The sequence below is a fragment of the Guyparkeria halophila genome (genome assembly GCF_034479635.1).
Lineage (GTDB): Bacteria > Pseudomonadota > Gammaproteobacteria > Halothiobacillales > Halothiobacillaceae > Guyparkeria > Guyparkeria halophila.
This window is the reverse complement of record NZ_CP140153.1, coordinates 126,130-152,222: the sequence shown is the minus strand read 5'-3', so window position 1 is coordinate 152,222 and position 26,093 is coordinate 126,130. Positions and strand designations below refer to the sequence as shown.

General features: G+C 66.3%; 30 protein-coding genes. 25 read left to right on the top strand and 5 right to left on the bottom strand.

Annotated features, from left to right (window positions below; genetic code table 11):
- Position 1: 1 nt before the first annotated feature.
- The 14 genes from rsmG to glmU all read left to right on the top strand — a co-directional run bounded on the left by rsmG (position 2) and on the right by glmU (position 11,337).
- On the top strand, positions 2-667 hold the full coding sequence (gene rsmG / locus SR882_RS00670; RefSeq protein WP_322521437.1) for a 16S rRNA (guanine(527)-N(7))-methyltransferase RsmG: 666 nt from the start codon (positions 2-4) through the stop codon (positions 665-667).
- Positions 664-1,503 (top strand): ParA family protein, encoded by an 840-nt coding sequence (locus SR882_RS00665; protein ID WP_322521436.1) that lies wholly within the window; start codon positions 664-666, stop codon positions 1,501-1,503. The genes rsmG and SR882_RS00665 overlap by 4 nt, the downstream gene beginning before the upstream one ends.
- Before the next feature lie 4 nt (positions 1,504-1,507).
- Positions 1,508-2,389 (top strand): ParB/RepB/Spo0J family partition protein, encoded by an 882-nt coding sequence (locus tag SR882_RS00660; protein ID WP_322521435.1) that lies wholly within the window; start codon positions 1,508-1,510, stop codon positions 2,387-2,389.
- 148 nt (positions 2,390-2,537) lie between these two features.
- Entirely contained in the window at positions 2,538-2,825 is a 288-nt protein-coding gene (locus SR882_RS00655; RefSeq protein ID WP_322521434.1) for an AtpZ/AtpI family protein, read from the top strand.
- Positions 2,822-3,229, top strand: coding sequence for an ATP synthase subunit I (locus SR882_RS00650; RefSeq protein ID WP_322521433.1), 408 nt, complete (start codon positions 2,822-2,824; stop codon positions 3,227-3,229). The genes SR882_RS00655 and SR882_RS00650 overlap by 4 nt, the downstream gene beginning before the upstream one ends.
- Before the next feature lie 25 nt (positions 3,230-3,254).
- Complete coding sequence (atpB, locus tag SR882_RS00645; protein ID WP_322521432.1) at positions 3,255-4,073, top strand: F0F1 ATP synthase subunit A; 819 nt, start codon at positions 3,255-3,257, stop codon at positions 4,071-4,073.
- Between the two features lie 55 nt (positions 4,074-4,128).
- Positions 4,129-4,416: a F0F1 ATP synthase subunit C gene (gene atpE, locus SR882_RS00640; protein ID WP_125198247.1), complete on the top strand. Its 288-nt coding sequence runs from the start codon at positions 4,129-4,131 to the stop codon at positions 4,414-4,416.
- A 98-nt stretch (positions 4,417-4,514) separates the two neighbouring features.
- Complete coding sequence (locus SR882_RS00635; RefSeq protein ID WP_322521431.1) at positions 4,515-4,985, top strand: F0F1 ATP synthase subunit B; 471 nt, start codon at positions 4,515-4,517, stop codon at positions 4,983-4,985.
- Between the two features lie 16 nt (positions 4,986-5,001).
- Positions 5,002-5,538: a F0F1 ATP synthase subunit delta gene (locus SR882_RS00630; RefSeq protein WP_322521430.1), complete on the top strand. Its 537-nt coding sequence runs from the start codon at positions 5,002-5,004 to the stop codon at positions 5,536-5,538.
- A gap of 11 nt (positions 5,539-5,549) precedes the next feature.
- Entirely contained in the window at positions 5,550-7,088 is a 1,539-nt protein-coding gene (gene atpA, locus SR882_RS00625; protein ID WP_322521429.1) for a F0F1 ATP synthase subunit alpha, read from the top strand.
- A 15-nt stretch (positions 7,089-7,103) separates the two neighbouring features.
- A complete protein-coding gene (atpG, locus tag SR882_RS00620; RefSeq protein WP_322521428.1) occupies positions 7,104-7,964 on the top strand; it encodes a F0F1 ATP synthase subunit gamma in 861 nt (286 codons plus the stop codon).
- Positions 7,965-8,006: 42 nt separating this feature from the next.
- On the top strand, positions 8,007-9,395 hold the full coding sequence (gene atpD, locus SR882_RS00615) for a F0F1 ATP synthase subunit beta (RefSeq protein ID WP_322521427.1): 1,389 nt from the start codon (positions 8,007-8,009) through the stop codon (positions 9,393-9,395).
- A 15-nt stretch (positions 9,396-9,410) separates the two neighbouring features.
- Positions 9,411-9,854 (top strand): ATP synthase F1 subunit epsilon, encoded by a 444-nt coding sequence (gene atpC / locus SR882_RS00610; protein WP_322521426.1) that lies wholly within the window; start codon positions 9,411-9,413, stop codon positions 9,852-9,854.
- A gap of 97 nt (positions 9,855-9,951) precedes the next feature.
- The gene (gene glmU, locus SR882_RS00605; RefSeq protein WP_322521425.1) at positions 9,952-11,337 is read left to right on the top strand and encodes a bifunctional UDP-N-acetylglucosamine diphosphorylase/glucosamine-1-phosphate N-acetyltransferase GlmU; all 1,386 of its coding nucleotides are present in this window, start codon (positions 9,952-9,954) and stop codon (positions 11,335-11,337) included.
- A 16-nt stretch (positions 11,338-11,353) separates the two neighbouring features.
- Here the strand turns inward: glmU and hemW are convergent, their stop codons facing one another.
- Positions 11,354-12,517, bottom strand: a complete 1,164-nt coding sequence (gene hemW, locus SR882_RS00600) for a radical SAM family heme chaperone HemW (protein ID WP_407653356.1) — start codon at positions 12,515-12,517, stop codon at positions 11,354-11,356.
- 13 nt (positions 12,518-12,530) lie between these two features.
- The gene (gene rdgB / locus SR882_RS00595; RefSeq protein WP_322521423.1) at positions 12,531-13,163 is read right to left on the bottom strand and encodes an RdgB/HAM1 family non-canonical purine NTP pyrophosphatase; all 633 of its coding nucleotides are present in this window, start codon (positions 13,161-13,163) and stop codon (positions 12,531-12,533) included.
- Between the two features lie 189 nt (positions 13,164-13,352).
- On the opposite strand from rdgB, the gene ykgO reads away from it, so the two are divergent.
- From ykgO to tal, 3 genes are all read left to right on the top strand, one after another.
- A complete protein-coding gene (ykgO, locus tag SR882_RS00590) occupies positions 13,353-13,478 on the top strand; it encodes a type B 50S ribosomal protein L36 (RefSeq protein WP_058574874.1) in 126 nt (41 codons plus the stop codon).
- A gap of 316 nt (positions 13,479-13,794) precedes the next feature.
- Positions 13,795-14,709, top strand: a complete 915-nt coding sequence (locus SR882_RS00585; RefSeq protein WP_322521422.1) for a DnaJ C-terminal domain-containing protein — start codon at positions 13,795-13,797, stop codon at positions 14,707-14,709.
- 97 nt (positions 14,710-14,806) lie between these two features.
- The gene (gene tal, locus SR882_RS00580; protein WP_322521421.1) at positions 14,807-15,904 is read left to right on the top strand and encodes a transaldolase; all 1,098 of its coding nucleotides are present in this window, start codon (positions 14,807-14,809) and stop codon (positions 15,902-15,904) included.
- 19 nt (positions 15,905-15,923) lie between these two features.
- Here the strand turns inward: tal and SR882_RS00575 are convergent, their stop codons facing one another.
- Entirely contained in the window at positions 15,924-16,529 is a 606-nt protein-coding gene (locus SR882_RS00575; RefSeq protein WP_322521420.1) for a redoxin domain-containing protein, read from the bottom strand.
- Positions 16,530-16,661: 132 nt separating this feature from the next.
- Between SR882_RS00575 and coaBC the strand changes: the two genes are divergently transcribed.
- From coaBC to argB, 3 genes are all read left to right on the top strand, one after another.
- The gene (gene coaBC / locus SR882_RS00570; RefSeq protein ID WP_322521419.1) at positions 16,662-17,852 is read left to right on the top strand and encodes a bifunctional phosphopantothenoylcysteine decarboxylase/phosphopantothenate--cysteine ligase CoaBC; all 1,191 of its coding nucleotides are present in this window, start codon (positions 16,662-16,664) and stop codon (positions 17,850-17,852) included.
- A 4-nt stretch (positions 17,853-17,856) separates the two neighbouring features.
- Positions 17,857-18,312, top strand: coding sequence for a dUTP diphosphatase (gene dut / locus SR882_RS00565; protein ID WP_322521418.1), 456 nt, complete (start codon positions 17,857-17,859; stop codon positions 18,310-18,312).
- A gap of 300 nt (positions 18,313-18,612) precedes the next feature.
- Positions 18,613-19,500, top strand: a complete 888-nt coding sequence (gene argB / locus SR882_RS00560) for an acetylglutamate kinase (RefSeq protein ID WP_322521417.1) — start codon at positions 18,613-18,615, stop codon at positions 19,498-19,500.
- 56 nt (positions 19,501-19,556) lie between these two features.
- Here the strand turns inward: argB and SR882_RS00555 are convergent, their stop codons facing one another.
- Together SR882_RS00555 and SR882_RS00550 are read right to left on the bottom strand one after the other, a co-directional pair.
- A complete protein-coding gene (locus SR882_RS00555; protein ID WP_322521416.1) occupies positions 19,557-20,150 on the bottom strand; it encodes a DUF4124 domain-containing protein in 594 nt (197 codons plus the stop codon).
- 142 nt (positions 20,151-20,292) lie between these two features.
- Positions 20,293-21,555 carry an MFS transporter gene (locus tag SR882_RS00550; protein ID WP_322521415.1) on the bottom strand — a complete coding sequence of 421 codons (1,263 nt, stop codon included), beginning with the start codon at positions 21,553-21,555 and terminating at the stop codon, positions 20,293-20,295.
- Between the two features lie 224 nt (positions 21,556-21,779).
- On the opposite strand from SR882_RS00550, the gene SR882_RS00545 reads away from it, so the two are divergent.
- From SR882_RS00545 to SR882_RS00525, 5 genes are all read left to right on the top strand, one after another.
- On the top strand, positions 21,780-22,553 hold the full coding sequence (locus SR882_RS00545; protein WP_322521414.1) for an ArsR/SmtB family transcription factor: 774 nt from the start codon (positions 21,780-21,782) through the stop codon (positions 22,551-22,553).
- Between the two features lie 73 nt (positions 22,554-22,626).
- The gene (locus SR882_RS00540) at positions 22,627-23,577 is read left to right on the top strand and encodes an AAA family ATPase (protein WP_322521413.1); all 951 of its coding nucleotides are present in this window, start codon (positions 22,627-22,629) and stop codon (positions 23,575-23,577) included.
- Positions 23,574-24,614, top strand: a complete 1,041-nt coding sequence (locus SR882_RS00535) for a DUF58 domain-containing protein (protein ID WP_322521412.1) — start codon at positions 23,574-23,576, stop codon at positions 24,612-24,614. Before SR882_RS00540 ends, SR882_RS00535 begins: the two co-directional genes overlap by 4 nt.
- Positions 24,611-25,129 (top strand): hypothetical protein, encoded by a 519-nt coding sequence (locus SR882_RS00530; protein ID WP_322521411.1) that lies wholly within the window; start codon positions 24,611-24,613, stop codon positions 25,127-25,129. The genes SR882_RS00535 and SR882_RS00530 overlap by 4 nt, the downstream gene beginning before the upstream one ends.
- A complete protein-coding gene (locus tag SR882_RS00525) occupies positions 25,126-26,082 on the top strand; it encodes a vWA domain-containing protein (RefSeq protein ID WP_322521410.1) in 957 nt (318 codons plus the stop codon). The genes SR882_RS00530 and SR882_RS00525 overlap by 4 nt, the downstream gene beginning before the upstream one ends.
- Positions 26,083-26,093: the final 11 nt, after the last annotated feature.

Sequence of the window (26,093 nt, the reverse complement as noted above, 5' to 3'; positions counted from 1 at the left end):
CATGCCCGCGGCGCTATCCGGCGAGCAACGCGAACGGCTCGAACGGCGACTGCTCGACGGCACGGATCGTCTCGGGCTCGCGCTCGAGCCGGCCGTCGGGCGGCGACTGATCGACTATCTCGAACTGCTTGCTCGCTGGAATCGTGCCTACAACCTCACCGCGGTGCGCGACCTCGAGTCGATGGTCACCCGTCACCTGCTCGACTCATTGGCGGTGCTTCCCCACCTGCCCGCCTGTCCGCGTCTGCTCGACATTGGCAGTGGTCCGGGCATACCGGGTATGATCTTGGCGGTTTGTCGCCCCGACAGTGAGGTCACCTTGGTCGACTCCAATCTCAAGATGACGCGTTTCGCCATGGCCGCCCAGCGCGAGCTGGGGCTGGGCAACGTCACCGTACGCCGTGAACGCGTCGAGCAGCTCGATCCGGCCGACCGGTTCGACTGCGTGATCTCGCGCGCGTTTGCCGCACTGGCCGATTTCGTCCGGCTCGGCGCCCCGCTGCTCGCCGATGGCGGGCGCCTGTATGCCATGAAGGGCCGGCTCGATCGGCAGGAGCTCGACGCCCTGCCGGATGGGTTTGTCGTCACCGCCCGGCATGCGCTGGCTGTCCCCGATCTCGATGCCGAACGCCACCTGCTGGTGATCGATCGGGAGGCGGTCGCATGAGCTGGGTGCTGGCGATCACCAACCAGAAGGGCGGCGTTGGCAAGACCACCACGGCGGTCAATCTGGCCGCGGCCCTGCAGGCATTCGGCCGCCGCGTGCTGTTGGTCGACATGGACCCGCAGGGCAACGCCACCGTCAGCTCGGGCTTCGACAAGCATTCGGTCGAGCGTCACGTTGGACAGGTGCTGCTCGAGGAGATCGGCGTGGCCGAGGCGCTATTGCCCACCGACCCGGGCGGCTTCGACCTGCTGCCCGCGACCATCGATCTGGCCGGTACCGAATTCCAGCTGGTCACGCGCATCGGCCGCGAGACCAAGCTGCGCCAAGCGCTCGCCCCGCTGGTCGACGACTACGACTTCGTCCTGATCGACTGCCCGCCGGCCCTGAATACCCTCACGATCAACAGTCTGGCCGCGGCCGATGACGTGCTGATCCCCGTGCAGTGCGAATATTTTGCCCTGGAAGGTCTCTCCGCCCTGCTGGATACGATCGAACAGGTGCGGGTCGCGCTCAACCCGGACCTCGGCATCGCGGGGGTGCTGCGCACACTGTATGATGCGCGCAACCGACTCGCGCAGGACGTGAGCGGGCAGTTGCGCCAGCACTTCGGCGACCGTGTCTTCGATGCGCTGGTGCCGCGCAACGTGCGGCTGGCCGAGGCGCCCAGCCACGGCCTGCCGGCCATGTTCTACGACAAGAGCTCCAGCGGCGCCGAGGCGCATGCCGACGTGGCCCGCGAACTGATCAAGCGGGCGCGCAAGCGCGGCAAGCTCGGCAAGCCGGCCGCCCTGCGCCAAGGGGCTCCCGGTCGTGACGAATCGGGACACAGAGGCTGATGGCATGAGCACGAAACGCAAGGGATTGGGGCGCGGTCTGGATGCCCTGCTGGGCACTGCGGAGCGTCCCGCCGAGCAAGCCGGCGCGCAGCTGCGTGAACTGGCGGTCGATCTGATCCGCCCCAATCCGTTCCAGCCGCGCACCCGTTTCGACGAGGCCGCCCTGACCGAGTTGGCCGATTCCATTCGCGCCCAGGGCGTGATCCAGCCGGTGGTGGTGCGCCGCCGTTCCGGTGAGTACGAACTGATTGCCGGCGAACGGCGCTGGCGCGCGGCGCAGAAGGCGGGCCTCGATCACATCCCGGCCGTCGTGCGCGAGATTGATGACAACCAGGCGGCCGCCATGGCGCTGATCGAGAACCTCCAGCGCGAGGATCTCGATGCGATCGAGCAGGCCCAGGCAATGCAGCGGCTGGTCAAGGAGTTCGAGCTGACCCACCAGCAGGTTGCCGACGTGCTGGGTGTGTCGCGCCCGGCGGTGAGCAACGCTCTGCGGCTGCTGGAGCTGGCCGCCCCGGTGCAGAAGCTGCTGCGCGAGCGCAAGATCGAGGCCGGCCACGCCCGCAGCCTCGCCGTCCTGCCGAAAAAGGAACAGGCCGGTATTGCCGACAAGGTGGTCTCGCGTACGCTGACCGTGCGACAGGTCGAATCCATGGTCGGCCGCTACCTGAAGGCGGCCACCCCCGCCCCCGAGGACGACGATGACCCGGATGCCCGCGCCCTCGAGCGGCGCCTGGGCGAGGCGCTCGGCACGGCCGTCACCATCCAGGCCAATCGCCGCGGTAAGGGGCGCGTGGTTCTGGCTTTCGACAGCCTCGACCAGCTTGACGGCCTGATCGAGCGCCTGGTCGGCCGCGCTGAGGGCGGACGCCCCGAGGTGGACTGACCCCGGCCTTGGGTTCACGTGGCGCGTGGAACCAGTGCGATGTCAGTGGCCCCGCTGCAGGCGCCCGACTCATAGCCAGCCAAGGCATCATTGCTTGTCGTTGGATGAGCGAATCGCTACACTGACCGCCAATTTTTGGGCCCCGAACATGAACGATCCCGACAAGACGCCCGCCGGCACAGACCAGAAGGGTCAGGGCGGTTACTGGAGTGCGCGCTTCAAGGGGCTGCTCCAGGTGGGCGCCGGGAACATGTTTGCCTCCAGCGTCATTGCCGGACTTTTTCTCGGCTTCATGCTGGACAGTTGGCTGGAGACGGCGCCGATCTTCATGCTGATCCTCGGGGCCCTCGGTTTCATCGCCGGCATGCGCAATGCGAAGAAGGCGTTGCTGGCCACCGGCCGGGATGACGAACCGCGGGATTCGGATCGCTCATGAGTCGCATGGCCGAAGCGATCACCCGCCGCGGGCGGCGTGTGGTGACGATCCAGCTGATCGTCCTGGCGCTGGCCGTCGGTGGGGCTTTGCTGCATTCGCCGCACGCGGCGTTGTCGGCTGCCGGTGGGGTGGCGGTAGCGATGCTGCTGGCCTGGATGCTCCGTCGAGCGATGGCGCGGGCGACCGAGCTAGCGGTGGAGTCGCCGCAGCAGAGCATGAACACGATGTATCTCGGGGCGGCGGTGCGGTTTGTCGCACTGCTCGCCCTGATGGCGGTCGGACTGGGGCTGCTGAAGCTGGACGCGCGATTCATGGTCGGGGCCTTCGTGGTCGCCATGATCGCCGGCGTCCTCGCGGCCCGCGGTCAGGATTCGGGACGTCCGACCGACCAGACAACAGATTGATTTCAAGCTTGAGGAGTTAGAGACAGTGGCTACGGAGAATGCGGGCGGCAGCCCGGTTGAATATATCCAGCATCACCTGACCAACCTCTCTGTTGGCGAGGGCTTCTGGCAGCTGAACATCGACACGCTGTTCTTCAGCGTCCTGCTGGGGGCGCTGATCGTGTTCGTCGCCATGCGCATCGGTCGTGGCCTGCGTGCGGAGACACCCAACGGTCTCCAGAATGCCGCCGAGGGCATCCTGGAGTTCGTGGATGAGCAAATTCGTGACTCGTTCGGCAGCCGGGCACCGAAGATCATCGCCCCGCTGGCGCTGACGATCCTGCTGTGGGTCTGGCTCATGAACTTCATGGACCTGATTCCCGTCGACCTGCTGCCGGCGATCGCTTCCGGCCTGGGTGTCGAATACCTCAAGGTGGTGCCGACCACCGATCTGAACACCACGCTTGCCATGGCGCTGTTCGTGTTTGCACTCACGATCTACTACAGCATCAAGGTGAAGGGCCTGGGTGGGTACATCAAGATGTTCCTGTTCCACCCCTTCGGCAAGTTCCTGATCCCGATCAACATCGTGATGACCACCATCGACGAGCTCGCCAAGCCGATCAGCCTCGCGCTGCGTCTGTTCGGCAACATGTTCGCCGGTGAGCTGGTCTTCCTGCTGATCGCCCTGCTGACCCTGGGTGCGACCATCAGTGCCAGCCTGCTGATCTGGTTCCCGCTGCAGGTGGTGCTCGACATGGCGTGGATTGCCTTCCACATCCTGGTGATCACGCTGCAGGCCTTCATCTTCATGGTGCTCACCATCGTCTATATCGGTATGGCGCATACCCTGGACGAACACTGAGACACCGACCCGAGTTTCCTTTGACCCTTTGTTTTTCTGATTAGGAGAAGAAGCTATGACCCCCGATATGCTCGCTACCATCTATGCCTACACCGCAGTTGGCGTTGGTGTGATCCTCGCTGCCGCCGGCCTCGGTTCGGCCATCGGCTGGGGCCTGATCTGTTCCAAGACCCTCGAGGGCATCGCGCGTCAGCCGGAAATGCGTCCGCAGCTGATGACCAACATGTTCATCTTCGCCGGTCTGATGGAGTCCTTCCCGTTCATCATCCTCGCGTTCGCGATGTGGTTCCTGTTCGCCAACCCGTTCGTCGGTGCCCTGACCGCCGCGATTGGCGCTCTCTAAGTCGCGTCCTTCGTGACATCGATTCGGCATGGGCGGCGGTTCGATCCGCCGCTTCATGCTGACCGGAAACCCAATCCGTATTTACGCGAGGGGACATTGTGAGTATTTCGATCACACTGCTTGCTCAGCTGATCGCCTTCGTGCTGATGATCTGGCTGGTCAACAAATACCTGTGGGCGCCGCTTTCTGCCCTCATGGAAGCGCGTCGCAAGAAGATTGCTGACGGCCTGTCCGCTTCCGAGCGTGGCAAGCACGAGCTGAAACTGGCCCAGGAGCGCTCGACCGAGCTGCTGCGCGAGGCCAAGGACAAGGCGAACGACATCATCGCTCAGGCGAATTCTCGTTCGAACCAGATCCTGGAAGAGGCGCGTAACAACGCCAAGACCGAGGCCGAGCGCATCGTCGCCCAGGCCAACGCCGAGATCGACCGCGAGGTCAATCGCGCCAAGGAAGAGCTCCGCTCCCAGGTTGCCGACGTGGCTGCCACCGGTGCCGAGCGCATCCTCAAGCGCGAGGTGACGGACAAGGACCACGAATCCGCGATCTCAGATCTGATCGCTCGGATCTAGGACTAGCGGAGGCCCCATGTCTGACCACACCACAGTCGCCATCTCGTACGCCAAGGCAGTGCATGACCTCTGTGCCGACAAGGCGCAGGCCAAGCACTGGTCCGAGACGCTTGCCGGGCTGTCTGCCGTCGCGCAGAACGCCGATATGGTCGCGTTTCTGGGCGACGAGGCTCGCTCCCGTGCCGATCGGCTCGCCGGCTTCATCAAGGTGGTCGAGGACTCGGTCGACGAGAAGGCGCTCAATCTCGTGCGTCTGCTCGGCGAACGCGACCGCCTCGACCTGCTGCCGGAAGTGGCCGCGGAATTCGAGAAGCTGCGTGCCGAAGCGGAGCGCCGCATCGTGGCCTCCGTCGTCTCGGCCAAGCCTCTGACCGACGAGCAGTCGAACCAAATCAAAACAGCGCTCGGCAAGCGACTCGATCGCACCGTAGAGCTCGAAACTACCGTCGACGAAGACCTCATCGGCGGCGCGATCGTTCGCGCCGGTGACCTGGTCATCGACGGATCGATGCGCGGAGAGCTCGAGCATCTTGCCGTACAAATGAGTCGCTAAGGAGATCTTCCATGATCAACCCGTCTGAAATCAGCAGTCTGATTAAAGAGCGCATCGAAAACTTCGATGCCGGCGCGGAAGCGCAAACCGTCGGCACCATCGTCTCGGTGGGCGACGGCATCATCAAAATCCACGGCCTGAGCGAGGCGATGCTCGGCGAAATGCTCGAGTTGCCGGGCGGCTCGTTCGCCGTGGCCATGAACCTCGAGCGTGACTCCGTCGGCGCCGTCGTCCTGGGTGGCTACGAGCACCTCAACGAAGGCGACCAGGTCAAGTGCACCCAGCGCATCCTGGAAGTGCCGATCGGCAAGGAACTGCTGGGTCGCGTCGTCAACACCCTCGGTCAGCCGATCGACGGTCGCGGCGAGCTGAACGCCGAGACCACCGCGCCGATCGAAAAGATCGCACCGGGCGTTATCGAGCGTCAGGGCGTCGATCAGCCGATCCTCACCGGTATCAAGGCCATCGACTCGATGGTGCCGATCGGTCGTGGTCAGCGTGAGCTGATCATCGGCGACCGCCAGACCGGCAAGACCGCGGTGGCGATCGACACCATCATCAACCAGAAGGGCAAGGGCGTTTACTGCGTTTACGTCGCGATGGGCCAGAAGGCCTCGACCGTCGCCAACGTGGTTCGCGAGCTCGAGAAGCACGGCGCACTGGAATACACCATCGTCGTGTCCGCCGGCGCTTCCGATCCGGCTGCCATGCAGTACCTGGCCGCCTACGCCGGCTGCACCATGGGCGAGTACTTCCGCGACCGCGGCATGGATTCGCTGATCGTGTACGACGACCTGACCAAGCAGGCCTGGGCGTACCGCCAGATCTCCCTGCTGCTGCGTCGTCCGCCGGGCCGCGAAGCCTACCCGGGTGACATCTTCTACCTGCATTCGCGTCTCCTGGAGCGTGCATCGCGCGTCAACGAGGACTACGTCGAGAAGTTCACCAACGGTGAAGTCAAGGGCCAGACCGGCTCGCTGACCGCGCTGCCGATCATCGAGACCCAGGGCGGTGACGTCTCCGCGTTCGTTCCGACCAACGTGATCTCGATCACCGACGGTCAGATCTTCCTCGAGACCGACCTGTTCAACTCCGGCATCCGCCCGGCGATCAACCCGGGTATCTCGGTATCGCGTGTGGGTGGCTCGGCCCAGACCAAGGCGGTCAAGAAGCTGGCCGGCGGTATCCGTACCGACCTGGCTCAGTACCGTGAGCTGGCGGCGTTCTCGCAGTTCGCTTCCGATCTCGACGAGGCGACCCGCAAGCAGCTGGAGCGCGGCAAGCGCGTCACCGAGCTGATGAAGCAGCCGCAGTACAAGCCGCTGTCGGTCACCGAGATGGCGCTGTCGCTGACCGCGGCCAACGAGGGTTTCCTCGATGACGTGCCGGTCGAGAAGGTCAATGACTTCGAAGCCGCTCTGCATGCCTTTGCCGCCGACAACGCCGGCGAGCTGGCGAAGAAGATCGGTGACGAGGGCAACTACAGCGATGAAATCGCCGCCGAGCTGAAAAAGGTCGTCGAGGACTTCAAGGCCAAAGGCGTCTATTAACCGGGGGGCGAGATCATGGCCGTAGGCAAAGAGATTCGCACCAAGATCAAGAGCGTCCAGAACACGCGCAAGATCACCAAGGCGATGGAAATGGTGGCCGCATCCAAGATGCGGCGCGCCCAGGAAGCGATGGAGGCGACCCGTCCCTACGCCGAGAAATTTCTCGAGGTAGTGGGTCACATCACCAACGCGCATCCTGAGTACCGCCATCCCCTGATGGTCGAGCGTGAGGTCAAGCGCGTTCTCATGATCGTGGTCACCACGGATCGGGGCCTGTGCGGCGGGCTGAACGTCAACCTGCTCAAGCGCACGACCGACAAGATTCGGGAATACGAGAAAAATGGTGTCGAGGTCGACGTCATCCCGATCGGCAGCAAGGGCCGCGCCTTCTTTCGCCGTTACGGGGGCAACATCCTGACCTCCGTGACGGGGCTGGGCGACAAGCCGAGCTACGCGGCGATGCGCAAGGCGATCAATGCGGCACTCGCCGCGTTCGAAAACGGCGACGTGGACCGCATCGATCTGGCCCACAACGGGTTCGTCAACTCGATGACCCAGGACCCGACCGTCAAGCAGATCGCGCCCTTGCAGTACCAGGAGGACGAGAGCCTCAAGCATCACTGGGACTACATCTACGAGCCGGACTCGGAGATCGTCCTGGATGCGGTGCTCAAGCGGTACCTCGCGGGTCAGATCGTGTCGGCCACCGTCGAGAACGTGGCCTGTGAAATGGCGGCACGCCGGATCGCAATGAAGAACGCGTCCGACAACGCCAATGACATGATCGGCGACCTGAAGCAGCAGTACAACAAGGCGCGTCAGGCGGCGATCACTCAGGAAATCTCCGAGATCGTGTCCGGCGCAGCCGCCGTGTGACGACGGCGCCAACCCATTTTTCGAATTGAAAGAGGAACACACATGAGTTCTGGAAAAATTGTCGAGATCATCGGGGCGGTGATCGACGTCGAATTTCCGCATGACCAGGTGCCTTCCGTCTACGACGCGCTGCGCGTTGACGAGAACGGTCTGGTGATCGAGGTTCAACAGCAGATCGGTGACGGTATCGTTCGTGGCATCGCCATGGGCACCTCCGACGGTCTCAAGCGCGGCCTGGCCGTGAGCAACACCGGCAAGCCGATTTCGGTTCCGGTCGGCAAAGGCACGCTGGGTCGCATCATGGACGTCCTGGGTGAGCCGATCGACGAGGCCGGCGAGGTCGAGACCGAAGAGAAGTGGTCCATCCACCGCAAGGCGCCCAGCTTCGACGAGCAGGCCGCGGGCACCGAGCTGCTGGAGACCGGCGTCAAGGTCATCGATCTGCTCTGCCCGTTCGCGAAAGGCGGCAAGGTCGGCCTGTTCGGCGGCGCCGGCGTGGGCAAGACCGTCAACATGATGGAGCTGATCCGCAACATCGCGGTCGAGCACAGCGGCTACTCGGTATTTGCCGGCGTAGGTGAGCGTACCCGTGAGGGCAACGACTTCTACTACGAGATGAAGGGCTCCAACGTCCTCGACAAGGTCGCCCTGGTCTACGGCCAGATGAACGAGCCGCCGGGCAACCGTCTGCGCGTCGCGCTGACCGGCCTGACCATGGCCGAGTACTTCCGTGACGAGGGCCGTGACGTCCTGATGTTCATCGACAACATCTACCGTTACACCCTGGCGGGCACCGAGGTTTCCGCACTGCTGGGCCGTATGCCGGCCGCGGTGGGCTACCAGCCGACGCTGGCCGAGGAGATGGGCGTCCTGCAGGAGCGCATCACCTCCACCAAGACGGGTTCGATCACCTCCGTCCAGGCGGTCTACGTACCGGCGGATGACCTGACCGACCCGGCTCCGGCGACCACCTTCGCCCACCTCGACGCCACCGTCGTACTGGCACGTGACATCGCCGCCATGGGTATCTACCCGGCGATCGACCCGCTGGACTCCACCAGCCGCCAGCTCGACCCGCAGGTTGTCGGTGAAGAGCACTACAACACCGCTCGCGGCGTGCAGACCACCCTGCAGCGCTACAAGGAGCTCAAGGACATCATCGCCATCCTCGGCATGGACGAGCTGTCCGACGACGACAAGGCGGTGGTATCGCGTGCTCGCAAGATCCAGCGCTTCATGTCGCAGCCGTTCTTCGTCGCCGAGGTGTTCACCGGTGCGCCGGGTCGCTACGTTCCGCTCAAGGAAACGATCCGCGCATTCAAGGGCATCGTGGCCGGCGAATACGACCACCTGCCGGAGCAGGCGTTCTACATGGTTGGCACCATCGACGAAGTCGTCGAGAAGGCCAACAAGATGGCTGAGAAGGCCTGATAACGGAGGTCGACAATGGCTATGACTACCCGAGTCGACATCGTCAGCATGGAGAAGCCGATCTTCAGCGGGATGGCGACGTTCGTCTCCATCCCGACCGAAGCCGGTGAAATGGGCGTCACTGCCCGTCACACGCAGACGCTGTCGGTACTGCGCCCGGGCGAAGTCCGCGTGCATCAGGACGATGGCTCGATCGTGCGCTATTTCGTCGGTTTTGGCGTGGTCGAAGTCCAGCCCCACGTGGTCAGCATCATCGCTGACTGGGCGCTGACGGAAGAGGACGCGAAGAACCTGGATCCCAACGAGCTCGAAGCCCGCATGGGCGAAGAGGAGGAGTACGTTCAGGAGTACGAGCAGCGCGGGCAGCTCGACTTCACCTCGGCCGATATGATCATGGTCGAGGCGGAAGAACGCCTCAAGTGGATCAAGTCCATGCGTTCCGCCGGTGGTCGCCACTAAGGCGACGCGTCGGCAGACGTGTTGAAAAGGGGCCTTCGGGCTCCTTTTTTGTTTGCATCGACCGTGGCGTCGGCAAGAAACGATAGGTGAATAAGTGATGAAGGATTCGGCAACCGGTCAGCTGCACGTGGTGGTTCTCGCCGCGGGCAAGGGCACGCGCATGCGTTCGAGCAGGCCAAAGGTGCTGCACGAGATTGCCGGCCGATCGATGCTCGCTCATTGCCTGGACACGGCGGCGGCGCTGCAGCCGGCCTCGATACGCGTGGTGATCGGTCACCAGGGCGAGGCGGTGCGTGACGCCGAGGCGGAGCGGCAGGTGGCCTGGGTGTGGCAAGACGAGCAAAACGGCACCGGCCACGCGGTTCAGATCGGGATCGACGGATTGCGGGCCGGGGCGGACGATCGGGTGCTGGTCCTGTATGCCGACGTGCCGCTGCTGGGTGCCGGTCTGCTCGAGCGCCTGATTGGCTCGTCTGCGGTCGTGTCCCTGCTGACCGTGCACATGGACGACCCGACCGGCTATGGGCGCATCCTGCGGGACGACAGCGGGCGCGTCCTGCGCATCGTCGAGCAGAAGGATGCGAACGAAGCGGAACGCCAGGTCCGGGAGGTCAATACCGGCATCCTGATGGCGCGCTACGGCGACCTGGTCGCGTGGCTGGATCGACTCGAATCCGGTAATGCCCAGGGCGAGTTGTACCTGACCGACATCATCGAGATGGCCGCGGCCGAGGACAAGTCGGTCGAGGCGGTGATCGCCGAGGATGCCTGGGCGGTGACGGGGGTCAACGACCGACTCGCCCTGTCCCGCCTGGAGCGGGTCTACCAGCAGCGCCAGGCCGAGGCGTTGGCGCTGGCCGGCACGAGCCTGGCCGACACGGCACGCATCGACATCCGCGGCTCACTCGACTGTGGCCGGGATGTGTCGATCGACGTCGGCTGCGTGTTCGAGGGCGATGTGCGCCTGGGGGACAATGTCCGCGTGGGCCCGCATTGTGTCCTGCGCGACTGCGAGATCGGCGCCGGATCGACGGTGGAGGCCTTCAGTCACGTCGACGGCGTGGTGGCCGCGGGTGACAACGCCATCGGCCCCTATGCGCGTCTGCGTCCCGGCGCGGCACTCGACTCGGCGGCCAGGATCGGCAACTTCGTCGAGATCAAGGCCGCGCGCATCGGTGAGCGGTCCAAGGTCAACCACCTGTCCTACGTGGGCGATGCCCGCGTCGGCGATGACAGCAATCTCGGCGCCGGCACCATCACCTGCAACTACGACGGCGCGAACAAGCACGTCACCGAGATCGGGGACCGGGTGTTCGTGGGTTCGGCCACGCAGCTGGTTGCCCCGGTCCGCGTGGGCAGCGATGCCACCATCGGCGCCGGATCGACGATCACCCGCGACGTGGGCGAGGGCGAGCTGGCCATCGCGCGCAGTCGGCAGAAGGCGATCGCCGGCTGGCAGCGACCACGCAAGCAAAAGGACTGACCACGCTCGACCGAGATCAGTCGTCCGGCAGGAAGCGCCCGAGTACGTCGTTGAGGAAACGCAGACCGCGCTCGGTCGGCCGAATGGTCTGGATGTCCCACTCGATCAGGCCATCCTCCTCCAGGGAGCGCAGGGTTTTCGATACCACGGCGATAGGCATGCCGGTGCGTTCCTGGAACAGACCCACCGGGAAACCGTCGGTGAGCCGCAGGGCATTGAGCATGAACTCGAACGGGATTTCCTTGCGGCCGATGTCGTGGGCGTCGATGTTCGCGGGCTGACCCGCGAGTTCGAGATACCGGTTGGGGTGCGGGCTGCGCAGGCGTCGTTCGATGCGGTTTTCCGCCGGGATCGTCAGCTTGCCGTGCGCGCCGGCCCCGATACCCAGGTAGTCGCCGAACTGCCAGTAATTCATGTTGTGCTGGCAGGCGTGATCGGGCCGGGCGAAGGCGGAGATCTCGTAGTGATCGTAGCCCGCGTCGAGCAGACGTTGGGCGCCCGCCTCGCCGATCCGGTCGAGGGTCGCCTCCGGCGGCAGCGCCGGTGGGCTGAAGGCAAAGGCGGTGTTGGGCTCGATGGTCAGCTGGTACCAGGACAGGTGCGGCGGCTCGAGCGAGATCGCGGTGTCGACGTCCGCCAGCCCATCTTCCTCCGTCTGGCCGGGCAGGCCATGCATCAGGTCGATATTGAAGCTGTCGAGGCCCGCGTCGTGGGCCGCCTCGATGGTGCGCCAGGCGGCGCGACGATCGTGGATGCGGCCGAGCCGTTCCAGCGACCGGTCATTGAAGCTCTGCACGCCGATCGAGACGCGGTTGAAGCCGATGGCGCGATACTCGGCCAGCCGCGAGGCCATGTCGGTGCCCGGATTGACCTCCAGGGTCACCTCGCGGGTGAAGCGCAGGTCCAGCAGTGCGCGCAGGCCGGACATCAGCCGGTCGAGCGCCTCGGGCGAGAACAGGCTCGGGGTGCCGCCGCCGAGAAAGATCGTCTCGATCGGCCGTCCCCACGTCAGGGGCAGCTCGGGCTCCAGATCGCGCAGCAGGGCGTCGACGTACTCGTCCTCGGGCAGCTCGCGGCCCTTGAGGCCGTGCGAGTTGAAATCGCAGTAGGGGCATTTCTCGACGCACCACGGCAGGTGGACGTAGAGCGAGAGTGGCGGGTTGTCGGTAAACTGCAACAGGCTCATGAGTGGGTCACGCGGGGTTGATGTCGAGGGCGGCCAGCTGCTCGATCAGCTGCTTCAAGGCGCGCGCCCGATGGCTGACCCGGTGTTTGTCGTCCGGGTCCATCTCGCCGACGCTCAGGCCGTGTTCCGGCGAGAAAAATAGCGGGTCGTAGCCGAAGCCGCGCTCGCCGCGCGGCGCATCGAGCACCTCGCCCTCCCAGGTGCCCTCGACGACGATCGGGTCGGCGTCCTCGGCGTGGCGGACGAAGGCCAGGGCGCAGACGAAGCGCGCGCTGCGCGGGGTATTCGGTCGCCTGGCCAGTTCCTCGACCAGTTTCTCGTTGTTCTCGGCATCGCTCGCCTGCTCGCCGGCAAAGCGCGAGGAAAAGATGCCCGGCTGGCCGTCGAGGGCATCGACGACCAGCCCGGAGTCGTCGCCGATGGCGGGGTGGCCGGTGAGCACGGCGGTGTGGCGCGCCTTGATCAGGGCATTGCCACGGAAGCTGTCGGCATCCTCGAGCGGTGACGACACGTTCCAGCGACGCTGCGAGACGAAACGCAGTCCGTCCAGGGTGGGGTGGCTCGCGGCCAGTACCCGGCGCATTTCCTCGAACTCGGCCATCTTGCCGTCATTGTTGGTGGCGATCACGATGTCTGTCATTCAGGCGTCCCGGTTGTGTTGCCATTGCGTTGCGCAGGGGGATTGCGCTGGCTGCGAGGATACCTGCAACCGGGCGCTCCTGCAGTGTCCAGCAGTCGCTGGGCGAAGGCAGTGGTTGCCATTGTGCTCCGGATCCGCTATATTGCCGCGCTTTGTGTGGAACCGAGCGGATTAGCGAAAGGGGCGTCCATGAAAATTCTGTCTTCTCTCAAGTCAGCCAAGAAGCGACACAAGGACTGCCAAGTCGTTCGTCGTCGCGGCAAGGTTTACGTCATCAACAAGACCAACCCGCGCTTCAAGGCCCGTCAGCGCTAAGTCGCCTGCCGGATTGACGCGTGACACAAGGCCCCGCCCCGGCGGGGCCTTGTCGTGTCCGGGTCTTGAAAATGCCCGCGGTCGACCCACATCAACGGCATGAGCGCGGCATTGGTCGGTGATTGCGTCCTGAGCTGATCCGCCCCGGCCGCCGGCGGCGGATGTGCGCGAAAAGCCCGGCGGCCCCGGGCTTTTCATCATTGGGCCTTTCCTCATTCACGGGGTGTCGAAAGCCTGACCCAGGTCCTGGCAAAGGGGCGGGTTTTCGAGACGCCGGTTACACGGCACACAGAACATCACTCGGAGGAGTGCAGGCGTGAAATATCACGACTACTACGCAACCCTGGGCGTGGCGCGCAATGCCTCGCAGGACGAGATCAAGCGTGCCTACCGCAAGCTTGCGCAGAAATACCACCCGGATCGCAACAAGGGCGAGGGCGCCGAGGACAAGTTCAAGGAAATCAACGAGGCCTACGAGGTACTCGGCGATGCCCAGAAGCGTGCGCGCTACGATGCGCTCGGTTCGGGCTACCACCACGGCGACGAGTTCGGCGCCGGCCCCGGTGGCCCGGGCGGTCCCGGTGGCTTTGGTGGTGGCTTCGGCGGCGACGACTTCGCGGCCGGCGGCTTTTCCGACTTCTTCTCGCAGTTCTTCGGTGGCGGTTTCGGCGGCCCCGGCGGCCCCGGCGGTGCCGGTCAGGGGCGCAGCGTCCGCGGGCAGGACGTCGAGGCCGAGGCACCGGTGCCGCTTTCCTTGCTGGTCACCGGCGGCGCGCACACCATCCGGGTCTCCGACGGACGCGGCGGGGCGCGCTCATTGAAGGTCAACGTCCCGGCCGGCTCGACGCCGGGACGTCGCATCCGGCTTTCCGGTCAGGGTCAGCCAAGCCCGATGGGCGGCTCGCCGGGGGACCTCTACCTGGTGCTTACCTTGCGCGAGGAGGACCGCGACCGGGTTGATGGCAACAACATTATCCAGGAGCTGCCGATCACGCCCTGGGAGGCAGCCCTGGGTGCCAAGGTGCCGGTCACCCTGCCCGACGGCAAGCGCATCAACATGAGCGTGCCCGCCGGGTCGCAATCCGGACGCAAGCTGCGTATCCCCAAGCGTGGCTTTGCCGGCGGTGACCTGCGGCTGGTGCTGATGATCCACACCCCGCCGGCCAAGACCGACGAGGCGCGCGAGTTCTACGAGGAAATGCGCACCTCGATGCCCTTCGATCCGCGATAAGAGCGCGTGGATGGCGCAGGAGCGTCTAAGCTCCGGTTAGAGGTGCCACCGCGGTACCTCGTCCTTGTCACGCGCAAGCAACCGGAAGGAGTCGACGATGACCGCGCATGCCTTGAGCCAACTCCACGAATCGCAGGGCCAGAGTCTCTGGCTGGATAACCTTTCCCGCGCCCTGTTGACGGACGAGGGACTGCCGCGGCTGATCCGCGACTACGGCATCCGCGGGGTGACGTCCAACCCGTCGATCTTCAAGAAGGCGATTGTCGGCAGCGACCTCTATACCGAGGACATCGCCGCGGGCAAGCGCCAGTATTCGGATGTCGAGTCGGTCTACGAGCACCTGGTCGTCACGGACATCCAGCGCGCCTGCGACCTGCTGCGACCGGTCTGGGACCAGTCGCATGGCGAGGACGGCTGGGTCTCCTGGGAGGAGTCGCCCGGCATCGCCCATGACGCGGATGCCTCGGTGCGCGCCGCCCATCGCCTGCGTGAACTGGTCGATCGGCCCAATGTGCTGATCAAGGTGCCCGGGACGGTCGAGGGCATCGAGGCCTTCGAGCGTCTGATCGGCCAGGGGGTGAGCGTCAACGTCACCCTGCTGTTCTCGCTCGATCAGGTGCGACGGGTATTCGCCGCCTATCGACGCGGCATCGAGCAGCTGGAGAAAAGCGGTGGCAAGGTCGCCGAGGTGCGCGCGGTGGCCAGCCTGTTCATGAGCCGGGTCGACACGCTGGTTGACAAGCAGCTCGATGCCATCGGCGGGGCGCGTGCCGAGGCCCTCAAGGGGCGCGCAGCCCTGGCGCTGGCCGGCATGGCCTACGAGCATTTCCGCGAGGTGTTCGAGGACGAGTCGTTCGACCGTTTCGAGCAAGGGGGTGCCTGGCCGCAGTATCTGCTCTGGGCCAGTACCGGCACCAAGAACCCGGCCTATTCGGATCTGTTGTACGTCGAGAACCTGATCGCCCCGCGCACCATCAACACGCTGCCGGATGCGACGCTCGAGGCCTTTGCCGACCACGGCCGGATTGCCTCGCTGTTGAAGCCGCGTCTCGACGAGGATCACGAGGTCTGGGCCGAACTGGCCGAGGTGGGCATCGACATGGACGGCGCGGTACGGGACCAGTTGCTCGACGAGGGGCTGGAACAGTTCCAGACCGCCTTCGACGATCTGCTCGCGGCCATCGATCAGGCGTAAAAAACCGAGCTTCCCTGACTTAGTCGGCGGCGCGGTTCATCCACCACATCCGCAGGCGCACGCCCCAGGGGCTGGTCAGGCCGGTGGTCGAATGCGCAACCCGCCCGGTCTGGTCGAAGAACAGGAAGGTGGGGGTAACGTTCACGCCCAAGCTGGCGGCAATGCGCCCGTCGGGGTCGTTGATCACCGGCAGTTTCTCCAGATCGTTCTCCCGCATGTGGGCGCGCACGGTGGTCGCATCGCCCGACTGCATCGCCACGGTGATCACGCGATGGTCGTCGACCAGGTCGACCAGCCAGGGCATCTCCAGATCGCAGTAACCACACCAGGTGGCCCAGAACACCACCACGGTGGGCTCGTCCGCCGGCCCGCCGAGGGTCAGTGCCTCGCCGCCGATGGTTTCCACCGCCATGCCGGGAATCTCGCCCTCCGGCAGGTCCGGTCCCATCCAGGCCTGCACGGCCAGCAGGGCCGCGACGAACACCAGGCCCTCGAGGCTCCAGCGCGCCCAGCGTGGCAGGCGGCGTTTCGGCTTTGGCGGCGGGGTGTCGCTGGAGTTGTTGCCCGGGGTGTTGCCCGGGTTGTTGCCCGGGTTGTGGCTCTTGTTGTTCGGGTCGTCTGGCATGCGTCCGTCTCGACGTGTCTCGGTGAAAGGTGGCGGAGGATGTCGCCGGCGCGTCGCCTCACGGCGCGCCGGGGCCGCGAGATCGAGCAGCGGTATCGGCTGCCTGCCGGTCTTCCCTGATAAACTGCGCCCATGAATGCCCCATCATCCCATCAGCGCATCCTCGTCGGCGTGTCCGGCGGCATCGCGGCCTACAAGGCCGTGGTGCTGGTGCGTCGGCTGGTCGAGGCCGGCTGCGAGGTGCGCGTGGTGATGACCGAGGCGGCGACCCGATTTGTCACGCCGCTTTCCTTCCAGGCGGTCAGCGGTCACCCGGTGCGGACCACCCTGCTGGATGCCGAGGCCGAATCGGGCATGGATCATATCGCGTTGGCTCGCTGGGCCGATGCCGTAGTGATCGCCCCGGCCAGCGCCGACCTGATGGCGCGTCTGGCCGCCGGCATGGCCGACGATCTGCTGACCACCCTTTGTCTCGCCACCGGCGCCCCGGTTCACCTGGCTCCCGCCATGAACCGCCAGATGTGGGCCCATCCGGCGACCCAGGCCAACCGCGACACCCTGCTCGCCCGCGGCGTGACCTTGCTGGGGCCGGCGGCGGGAGCCCAGGCCTGCGGCGAGACCGGCGAAGGGCGCATGCTCGAGCCGGAGGCGATCGTCGACGACCTGCTGGCCAACGTCCGGCAGGACCTGGCCGGGCGACAGGTGGTGGTCACGGCGGGCGGTACCCGCGAGCCGATCGACCCGGTACGCTTCATCGCCAACCGTTCCTCCGGGCGGATGGGCTTCGCCATCGCCGCCGAGGCGGCTCGTCGCGGCGCGGTCGTGACGCTGGTCGCCGGCCCCTCGGCCCTGCCCACGCCCTCGGGCGTGAAGCGGGTCGACGTGGAAACGGCTGCCGAGATGCATGCGGCCGTCGAATCGATCGAGTCGATGGATCTCTTCGTTGGCGCCGCGGCGGTGGCCGACTACCGTGTGGCGGCCCCCGCGGGCCAGAAGCTCAAGAAAAGCGGCGAGACCCTCAGTCTCGAGCTGGTGCCCAATCCGGACATTATCCGCGGTGTGGTATCGCGTGCCGATCGGCCGTTCGTTATCGGGTTCGCCGCCGAGACCGACCATTTGCGCGAGTACGCGGCGGCCAAGCGCGTGGCCAAGGGCATGGACCTGATCTGTGCCAACGAGGTGGGAGCGGGCAAGGGCTTCGATCGACCGGACAACGCCCTGCTGCTCTTGTGGGAGGGCGGTGAGCGCGAATTGGCGCAGGCCGACAAGCGCCATCTCGCCGGCGAGATATTCGATACCTATCACCAGATCACACAGGATTGAGACGATGCATCGAGTTGAAGTCAAATGGCTCGACCCCCGGCTGGGCAACGAGATTCCGCGCCCGGATTACGCCACCGGCGGCTCGGCAGGCCTCGACCTGCGCGCCTGTCTGGATGAGCCACTGACGCTCGCGCCCGGGCAGACCGAGCTGGTGCCGACCGGCATGGCGATCCATCTGGACGACCCGGAGCTCGCGGCGATGATTCTGCCGCGCTCGGGGTTGGGCCACAAGCACGGCATCGTGCTGGGCAACCTGGTGGGCCTGATCGACTCGGACTACCAGGGGCAGCTGTTCGTCTCGGTGTGGAACCGGGGCGACAGCGCATTCACCATCGATATCGGCGAGCGCATCGCCCAGTTGATCGTGGTGCCGGTGGTCCAGGTGGCCTTCGAGGCCGTCGAGGAGTTTTCCGAGAGCGAGCGCGGCACCGGTGGCTTCGGTCACACCGGCCGCGGCTAAGGCATCTCTACACGGTTAGCAGCGCCGCTCTGTCCCTGCGAGTCTTTCATGGCGAACGTGAGACGCCGGAGTGAGTGGTTGCACCAAACGAACAAATTGCAATGCCGAGACAGGTGAGTCGCAGGGCCCCAAAGGGCACGGCTTGAGCCGAGCATCTGCGGCGTTACCGTTATTGGCAAGGGAATCACCCTGCCGCGGCGAGCGGATGCCTTGCATCTGCCCGGCTCAAGCCGCGCAGAGCGGCACAGCTACCCGCGCAGAGGCTCCCGACACCCATCTTTCAACCCAGGAATCCAACCGATGCCCCGATTCGACCCCGCCCTGACGGCCGACGTGCTGATGGAGGCGCTGCCCTACATCCAGCGCCTGTTCGACAAGACCGTGGTGATCAAGTTTGGCGGCAACGCCATGGTCGACGACGAGCTCAAGGATGCCTTCGCCCGCAACATCGTGCTCTTGAAGCAGGTGGGTGTGAACCCGGTGATCGTCCACGGCGGCGGGCCGCAGATCAACGAGGTGCTGCAGAAGCTCGGCAAGCAGGGCGAGTTCATCGAGGGGATGCGGGTGACCGACCGCGAGACCATGGACGTGGTCCAGATGGTCCTCGGCGGGCTGGTCAACAAGGACATCGTCGCCCTGATCAATCGTCACGGCGGACGGGCGGTGGGCCTGACCGGCCGCGATGCCGGGCTGGTGCGGGCGCGCAAGCTCAAGGTGACGCGCAAGAACCCCGAGTTCGACGAGCCGGAGATCATCGATCTGGGTCACGTCGGCGAGGTGGCCTCCATCGACGCGGGCATCCTGCGCACGCTGGATGCCTCGGATGTCATTCCGGTGATCGCGCCGATTGGCGTGGGCGAGGACGGCGAGGCCTACAACATCAACGCCGACGTGGTGGCGAGCAAGGTCGCCCAGGTGCTGGAGGCGGAGAAGTTGCTGCTGCTGACCAATATCGCCGGGGTGCTGGACCAGCAAGGCAAGCTCCTGACCGGCCTGACCGCGGGTGATGTCGAGGCCCTGATCGAGGACGGCACCATCTACGGTGGCATGCTGCCCAAGATCAATTTCGCGCTCGATGCCGTGCGTGGCGGGGTCAAGACGGTGCAGATCATCGACGGGCGCGTGCCGCACGCGGTGCTGCTCGAGCTGCTCACCGATCAGGGGGTTGGCACGCTGATCCGCGGCTGAGTCGTTTCGTTCGAGGGGTGGCAACGCCTGGTGCGAGCCAGGGATGCCATCGCGCCCTAGCCGTCGGCCTGGAGTTCCCGCAACCGGTCGAGGTCGGCCTTGAACTGTTCGATCAGTGCTTTTCGCTTGGCGCGCGCCTCGGCCAACGCCTGTTTCATTCGTTCAAGATCACGCGCATACGCCGGGTCGTCGTGCCCGGCGTCGATATTCGCCTGCATCCGCTCGATCGAGCTTTCCATTTGCGCAATATGGCCGTCCATCCGCTCGAGACGATGGTCCCGCGCCTGCTTGAGATCCGCCTCGCTGCTGTAGAGCGACAGCAGGACGCGATCCCGCTCGGCCTGTGCCCGTGCCTCGCGGGCGGCCTGCTCGGCGGCACGCTGTTCGGCGGCCTCGCGCGCCTTTTCTTCGGCCGTCTTGCGCGGAGCGACCTCGCGGACGACCGTTCCGGTGTGTGGGTCGATCACCTGGTAGCCGTTGGCGGCGGCGCCGGAGGGTAGGGTGTCGCTGAACTGCAGGTTGCCGTCGCCGTTCACCCAGCGATAGGTGACGTTGCTGGCCTGAGCCGCCTGCTGGGCCGCCTGCCAGGCAAGGCCCGGAAGCAGGGTGAGCGCGAGACCGGCCAGAATGGCGCGATGGCGGACCTGCATGGTGATCTCCTTGTGTCCAAGATGGCTACGGCCTGCCTGGCCGTCCCGTCAAAAAGTGACAATATGCCCGCCCCAAACCGGATTCCAGTCGGGACGGGCGCTCGTTGGGACACGGTTGCAAGCAGGATGCCAGCCTTGGCGATCAGCGGTCCTGCCGGCGCGGTGCCAGTCCCAGGGCGACCCACAGGCCGGAGAGCGCCATGCTCAATCCGACGAACCAGAAACCCGCCTCGATGCCGTCGGTGAGCGTCGCCACCAGACCCAGCGCCAGCGCGCCGACGGCATAACCGAAGTCGCGCCAGAAGCGGTACACGCCCAGGATGCCGGCGCGCTCGACCGGCTCGCAATAATCGGCGACCGCCGCCCCCAGCGTCGGGTAGAGCATTGCCATGCCCACGCCGGTCACCGCCAGCGCCAGGCCCCAGGCCCAGGCCGAGTGGCTCAGCACGATCGCGATGATCCCCGCTCCGCAAAGCCACATGCCGCAGGTGATCAGGCCACGCCGGCCCAGTCGATCCGAGGCCGGCCCGGTAATCAGCTGCCCGGCGCCCCAGACCACGCCGTAGATGCCCACCAAAAAGCCCGTTGTCACCAGATCCGCACCGCGCGCGACCAGCAGGATGGGTACGAACAGCCAGATGATGGTGTCGGTGAATTTCTCCACCAGCCCGGCCTGGTTGACCGCCAGCAGATTGCGGTTGCCCCAGGTGGCATGCAGGAAGAAGCCCAGGCCGGATCGGGTCGGCGGGGCCTTGTCGTTGCCCCGGGTTCGTTCCTGGGCCTGCTGCTGGGCGCGCGCCCAGGGCAGCGTGTCGCGGGCCATCCAGATGGCCAGCGCCAGGGCGAGCACGATCACGACCAGGCCGAACCAGAACAGGCCCTCACGCGCCCCGAGCTGCTCGGCGGCAATCGCGGCAAAATAGCCGGCCACCGCCACGCCGCCGTAGCCGGCGAACTCGTTGGCGCCGTTGACCAGCCCGCGCTGGTGGGCGTGGGTGAGATCGAGCTTGCTGTTGAGCGCCATCGACCACGCCAGCCCCTGGTTGATGCCCAGGAAGACCGTGGCCAGCAGCACCCAGCCCCAGGAGTCGGCGATCAGCAGCAGGAACGGCACCGGGATGGCGAACAGCCAGCCGGCGACCAGCACGCGCTTGCGCCCGTAGCGGTCGGAAAAGCGCCCGGCCAGCAGGTTGAGCGTGGCCTTGATCACGCCGAAGATCACCACGAAGCTCGCCAGGGTGGTGAAGGCCCCCGCGCCCAGGCCGAAATCGGATTCGGACAGCACCGGCAGCACCGTGCGGGTCATGCCCACCAGCGCGCCGACGAAGAACACCTGCAGCAGAAACTGGACGAACTGGCCGCGGTTGGCGGCAATGCCGTGAGTGAGATCCACGAATTTGCTCATTCCTGTCGTATTCGTCGGGGCATCAACGTGACCGCTTTGAGAGTCCATTGGATTCGCGACGGACGTGGCATCGTCTGTCGCCCTCGGGTCGCGTGACCTAGTATTACATTCAATGGTTCAATAGAATGAGTGTCAAGTTTGGGCGGCGCCTCGCGGGCGCTTCTTGTGGCTTGGGCGGCAGGGTGGTTGAATCGACCTTCACGACTCACAAACCGAGGATCGGTGTGACCTTCAAACAACAGCTCAACGACCAGTTCGCCCGGCTGGGCAAGGTGCTCTCCAACGGGCGCCGGCTGGAGCTGCTTGAGCACCTGGCGCAGGGCGAGCGCTCGGTCGATGGGCTGGCGCGGGTCGCGGGCCTGTCCGTGGCGAACACCTCCCAGCACCTGCAGCGCATGCAGCAGGCGGGTCTGGTGACCGCCCGCCGCGAAGGCAAGCAGGTGATCTATGCCATCGCCGCCGATGACGTGGTCGAACTGCTGGACGTGTTCCGACGGGTCGGCGAGCGGCATCTCGCCGAGGTGCGCCAGATGGTCGACGCCCATCTGCACCAGAAGGACGCGCTCGAGCCGGTTTCCGCCGAGGAGCTGATCGAGCGCTGCCGCAAGGGGCTGGTCACGTTGATCGACGTGCGCCCGGAAGAGGAGTACGAGGCGGGCCACATCCCCGGGGCAATCAACGTCTCGGTCAAGGACCTCGAGCGGCGCATGGCCGAGCTCGATCCCGAGCGCGAGGTGATCGCCTACTGCCGCGGCCCTTACTGCACCTTTTCCTTCGAGGCGGTCGCCCGCCTGCGCGAGGCGGGGTTCCAGACCCGGAGGCTGGAGTCGGGCTTCCCGGAGTGGAAGCTCGCCGGCCTGCCCACCAGCATTGACGACACCGAAACCGCACCGCGGACAAGCCGAGTCGAGCTGCGGGCATCTCGAAAAACCGTCGTGAGTCGCCCGAGTGCAAGGAGCCGCGGAGCGAGCGACGAGACATATCAACCGGATAGGTGAGAAGTGAGCGAGTACGTGACGCAGCAATCGGGTGACGTAACAGGTTTTTCTAGGTGACCCCATGAGTGAACAGATGCCCATCCAAGACCTCCGTGCCCACCTGGGCCACTACATCGTCGGGCAGACCGAGCTGGTCGACCGCCTGCTGATCGGTCTCTTGACCGGCGGTCACCTGCTGGTCGAGGGCCTGCCGGGGCTGGCCAAGACCACCGCGATCAAGGCGCTGGCCGAGGGCGTGCACGCCAATTTCAAGCGCATCCAGTTCACGCCCGACCTGCTGCCCGCCGATCTGCTGGGCAACGAGATCTATCACCCCGAGACCCGCGAGTTCACCTTCGAGGCGGGCCCGCTGTTCAACGAGATCGTGCTCGCCGACGAGATCAACCGGGCGCCTGCCAAGGTCCAATCGGCACTGCTCGAGGCGATGGCCGAGCGCCAGGTCACGGTCGCCGGGCACAGCCGCGACCTGCCGGAACTTTTCCTGGTCATGGCCACCCAGAACCCGCTGGAGCAGTCGGGCACCTATCCGCTGCCCGAGGCGCAGATGGACCGCTTCATGCTGCATGTATCGCTCGACTACCCCGAGCGCGAGGACGAGTACGCCATCCTCAAGCGCACCCTGGAGGGCACGCTGGGCAGCAACCCGGTGGGCGAGGCCAAGAACATCACGGTCGACCAGGTGCTCGCCGCGCGCGAGTCGGTGCGCCAGGTGCGTTGCGACGAGGCCCTGCAGCGCTGGGTGGTCGATGTCGTCGCCGCCACGCGCCGGGTCGGCGAGCTCGACCCCGAACTGGCCGACCAGGTGCTGGTCGGCGCCTCGCCGCGTGGCGCGCTGGCCTGGGTGCAGGCCGCCCGGGCGGCCGCCTACCTCGAGGGGCGCGACTACATCGTCCCCGATGACCTGATCAAGCTGGCGGCCGATGCCCTGCGCCACCGCATCATCCTCGGCCCGCGCGCGATGGTCAGCGGCCTGACCCGCGATGCGGTCATCAACCGACTGCTCGAGCTGATTCCGGCGCCGTGACCCCCACGGTCACCAAGGGGCTGATCAGCCGGGCGGCCGCGGCCCTGCGGGGTGTGATCGACCGGGCGCAGCCCCGCGATCAGGTCTCCCGCCCGCGTGCCGGTGTCGCCCCGTCGGCCGACGAGATCGCTGTTGCCTGGGCCGGGGGCGAGCGCCTGCCCACCCTGGTGCCGGAAAGCGTCCCTACCGCCACCCGCTTGTCCGGCGACCAGCTGGCGCGGCGGTTGGGCGAGGGGCTGGACTTCGAGCAGCTGCGTGCCTACCAGCCGGGCGAGTCGGCCGCGCGCATCGACTGGCGCATCTCGGCACGGGCCAACGAGCCGGTGGTGCGGGTGCACCGCGAGCCGGCCCAGCGCCAGGCCCACCTGGTGGTCGACTGTGGTGCCGCGATGCGCTTCGGCACCCGTCGGCGGCTCAAGCTCACCCAGGCGCTGCTCGCCGCCCACGCCTTCGCCGCCGGTGCGCTGCGCCAGAATCTCGCCGTCGAGATCCACGGCATCGGCGAGCAGCTCTGCCCCGGGCATCATGCCGCCGGGCCGGTCACCGGTCAGGGGGCGATCCTGCAACGCCTCGCCGAACTGGCCGAGGCCGCCGGCGAGACCGGCGAGGACGCCCAGCCGGTCGACTGGCCAGGACTGCGTCAACGCCTGTTGCAGCGCCTGCCGGTCGGTTCGGTGGTCATGGTGTTTTCCGACTGCCTGTCCGACACCGGTCCCGGCCGGGTCATCGACTGGGCACCGCTGGCCGCCGCCCATCACCTGATCTTCGTCTCGGTGGCCGACCGGGTCGAGCTGGAAATGCCCGACCTGGGCCTGGTCGCGTTCGAGGCGGGCAACCGGGCGCGTTGGCTGGATACCGGCAATCGCCGCTGGCGTGAGCAATTCGCCAGCCGGCAGCAGGAACGCCTCAAACAATGGCGCGAGTCGGTCGAGGCGCTGGGTGCGGCCTTCCTGGCGTTGCCTGCCGAGGCCGAACCGGCCGAGTGGCTGGCCGAGGCCCCGGTGGCCCTGGCACGCACCGCGGGGGCCGCGTCATGAGTGAAGGCTATCGCGACTGGCACCATCCCGACGGCGGCCTGCCGGAGCAGGCACCCGAGGGACTGGTCGACATCTACACCGCGCCTTGGCTGGTGCAACGTGCCGCTGACGCCCCGGTGCCTGCCGACGAGGGTTCGCTGGTGTGGCTGGCGGGCGTGGTCATCGCGCTTGTGTTGCTGTTTGGCTGGTGGCTCTCGCGTCATCGGAGCGAGCTGCGCTTGTGGTGGACGCTGTGGCGGCTGGAGCGTCAAGCGGCGCATGTGGTTGATGCAGCCGGGCGGCGTGCCTTGCAGGATGACGTGATCCGCGCGATAGGCCGCTGGCAGCACGGCGGCCGGGCCCCGTGGCGCGAGCGGCTGGCCGAGCCGTGGTCCGCCTGGGTGCGTGAGATCGATCATGCCCGCTTTGGCCAGGGGTCGGGGGACGCCGGGGCCGACCCCGATTCATGGCGTGATTCCCTCGGCAAGCGGTTGCGCGCGATGCGCCGCGCCGTCTGGCGGGAGGAGGCGGCATGATCGGCTTCGGTTCGCCCTGGGTGCTGTTGCTGCTGACCGCCCTGCCCGTGATCTATCCGTTCTGGGCGCGTCGGGTGCGTGATCGCGCGCCTTCACGCCTGTTGCGCCACCCGGCACTGGGGCGCGACCCGGCCGACCGAGGTCCGCGCGGCGGTCAGCGGTGGTTGCTGGCCCTGCTCCTGCTCGCGTTGACCAGCCTGGTGGTCGCGCTGGCCCGCCCGGTCTGGGTGGGCGAGTCGCTGCAGGCGGACGAGCCGGCCCGCTCGATCGTGCTGCTGGTGGACGCCAGCCCCAGCATGGCGAGCCGCGATTTCCGCGACGCCGAGGGCCGGCCGGCCTCGCGCATGGGGGTGATGCGCGAGGCCTTGGACGCATTCATTACCGCCCATCCGCGCGACCGCTTTTCCCTGATGGTGGTGACCGATTCGGCCGGCACGCTGGTGCCCGAGACCGACGATCACGGCGCGCTGCGATTCTGGATCGAACAGCTCGAGCCGGGTCTCGACGGCAGTGCAACCGCACTCGGCGATGGTCTGGCCGTGGCGATGGAATCGATCGCCGAGCGCCGCGAGCGCGGCGAGGCGCCACCGCAGTTGCTCGTCTGGACCGACGGGGTCAATACCGGTGGCGAAATGAGCCCGGCCGAGGCGCTGACGCTGGCGCGGGCCGAGAACATCGAGCTGTTCACCGTCAACCTGGCCCCGGGCGATGCCGGCCCCGCGAGCGGGGAGCCGACCCTCGAGGATCTGGCCCGACTGTCCGGTGGCGAGGCGATTGCCGCCGGGGATCGCGAGGCCCTGTTCTCGGTGACCGACGTGATCGAGCGCCACGAGCCGGAGGCGGATGCCCGGGACACTCGCCGTGAGCGCCATTCGCTGCTCGCCTGGTTCCTCGCGCTGGGGCTTGCCGCACTGCTCGCCGCCCAGTTCCTCAACGTCCGGCTGGCCGCCTGAAGGTGTTGCCC